This window comes from Roseateles sp., assembly GCF_049240545.1.
GTDB lineage: Bacteria > Pseudomonadota > Gammaproteobacteria > Burkholderiales > Burkholderiaceae_C > Paucibacter_A.
This window is the reverse complement of sequence record NZ_JBMLSK010000199.1, coordinates 1-1,831: the sequence shown is the minus strand read 5'-3', so window position 1 is coordinate 1,831 and position 1,831 is coordinate 1. Positions and strand designations below refer to the sequence as shown.

The window sequence follows — 1,831 nt, the reverse complement described above, 5'->3', positions numbered from 1 at the left end:
GATCTTCTCGATCACCGGCCGCTCCAGGATGGCCGCGATGATCTTCAGCTCCCCGGCGCCGCAGTTCGGGCCGTGCTGCATGTCGATGTCAAAGCGAAGCTTCAGCGCAGACCAACTTGTACTCAAGTCATGTCGGAGCAAAAGACGCGCTTGAGCAGCCGCGCCCAGCTGATGCGGTGCGGCCAGGCCTGAACTGTCTCTGCCTCGCAGCCAGCCGCCGCAGCGGCTTCGGTGGCCGGCTTGTCTTGATCCGGTGGCCGCTGCGGCACCAGCAGCGGGCGCAGCCTGGCGTTGGGGGCCAGCACGCCGTGGTACCGGATCAGATGCAGCCGCGGCCGCGGCACCAGTGCGGCCAGCCGCTGCAGCTGACGCTGGACGCCTGGCCGGCATTCGACGTGCCTGCGGATGCCCTCATGGCCGGGGGCGGCCCGGTGGTGGTGGCCGCGCCCGACCCGGGCGGCGTGAAGCGCGCCTTGCGCTGGCGCGAGCACCTGCAGGCCCGCTGGCAGCACGCGGTGGGCTTTGCCATGGTGGACAAGCGACGCGTGGGCGGGCTGGTGAGCAGCGGCCAACTGGTAGCGGGCAACGTGGACGGCGCGACCGTGCTGTTGCTGGACGACATCGTGGCCTCCGGCGGCACGCTGGTGCACGCCGCGGCAGCGCTGCACCATGCCGGCGCCGCCACCGTGCAAGGCTTCGCGGCCCACGGCCTGTTCATCGACGATGCCGACCGGGCGCTGACCGCCTCGCACCTGGCCCGCCTGGTGGTGAGCGACAGCGTGCCGGCGTTCCGCTTGCCCAACTCGGCCGCCTTCGCCTCACGGCTGGAGGTGGTCTCGGCCGCGCCCCTGCTGGGGCGAGCCATCGCCGAAGTGCGTCAGCTCGGGCACTGAGCGCCTCGCGAAGTCGCACCAGCGCACCACCGGCGAGCCTGACAGGGCCGGTCAGGCCGACCTCGTCTGAGGGCTGAGGGCAGGTCACGCGAGGGCAGGTCACGCCCTGCGGATGAGGAGAGCGCAGTCTCCAAGGTAGTGACCCCAATTCACATGTTGCACCGACTCGAGGCCTTCATGGTCGGGGGGCGATTGTTGGTATCATTACCAACATGAAGGCGTCGCTCCTCCTCCGTGAACGCATCCCTTTCCGGGAAGACTCGTTCGCAGAGCTGGTACTTTGGCAAGTCCCTTCACCGCTGCCAGGTTCGGCGCACTCGTTCAAGTATCGGCTCGCGTTCGTACGGTCTGGGGTCTGCTTGGTTCGTTTCGACAACGAGGCCGGCAAAGGCGATCACCGGCACGTCCGCGGCAAGGAGTCGAAGTACTCGTTCGTCTCGCCTGAGAAATTGGTCCAAGACTTCCTGCGTGAAGCGAGGAGAGCAGATGATGAAGACCGTGACTCTTGACGTTCGCTCGCCCGAGCAAGCGGCACAGGACTTCGTGAACGCCTGGAAGTCAGGCAAGGCTCAGAAGTCCGCGAGGATTTCCTTCGCCACACCTGAACTGCTCTGGAAGGTTTTGACCGCGAAGCGTTGGGAGATCCTCAAGGCCATGTGTGGTGCTGGTCCTGTCACCGTGCGAGAAGTTGCACGCCGAGTTGGTAGAGACGTCAAGTCCGTGCACTCGGACCTCACGGCACTTCAAAGGGCTGGTGTCCTTGACAAGACAGAGGCAGGCCAAGTGGTCTTCCCGTACGAGTCCGTCAAGGTCGAGTTCCTGCTCCAAGCAGCCTGAGGCCATTTTCATGAAATGGCGCCCACCTCGCCAGGCGCGGCTTGCTGGCTCTATGCCGTTTCGAGTGGAAGGCATAGCGCGTATTGGTGACGTTATGTACT

The 1,831-nt window shown here is 65.5% G+C and carries 3 protein-coding genes; all 3 read left to right on the top strand.

The window, feature by feature from the left end; all coding sequences use genetic code 11:
- Positions 1–116: 116 nt before the first annotated feature.
- The 3 genes from ACOVRJ_RS12565 to ACOVRJ_RS12555 all read left to right on the top strand — a co-directional run bounded on the left by ACOVRJ_RS12565 (position 117) and on the right by ACOVRJ_RS12555 (position 1,730).
- The gene (locus tag ACOVRJ_RS12565; RefSeq protein WP_422044189.1) at positions 117–893 is read left to right on the top strand and encodes a phosphoribosyltransferase family protein; all 777 of its coding nucleotides are present in this window, start codon (positions 117–119) and stop codon (positions 891–893) included.
- Between the two features lie 212 nt (positions 894–1,105).
- Entirely contained in the window at positions 1,106–1,402 is a 297-nt protein-coding gene (locus ACOVRJ_RS12560) for a toxin-antitoxin system TumE family protein (RefSeq protein WP_422044188.1), read from the top strand.
- Positions 1,380–1,730, top strand: a complete 351-nt coding sequence (locus ACOVRJ_RS12555) for a DNA-binding protein (RefSeq protein ID WP_422044187.1) — start codon at positions 1,380–1,382, stop codon at positions 1,728–1,730. Before ACOVRJ_RS12560 ends, ACOVRJ_RS12555 begins: the two co-directional genes overlap by 23 nt.
- Positions 1,731–1,831: the final 101 nt, after the last annotated feature.

Coding starts and splice junctions, on each gene's coding strand:
- ACOVRJ_RS12560 (WP_422044188.1), top strand. CDS start 1,106: ATGAAGGCGTCGCTCCTCCTCCGTGAACGCATCCCTTTCCGGGAAGAC.
- ACOVRJ_RS12555 (WP_422044187.1), top strand. CDS start 1,380: ATGATGAAGACCGTGACTCTTGACGTTCGCTCGCCCGAGCAAGCGGCA.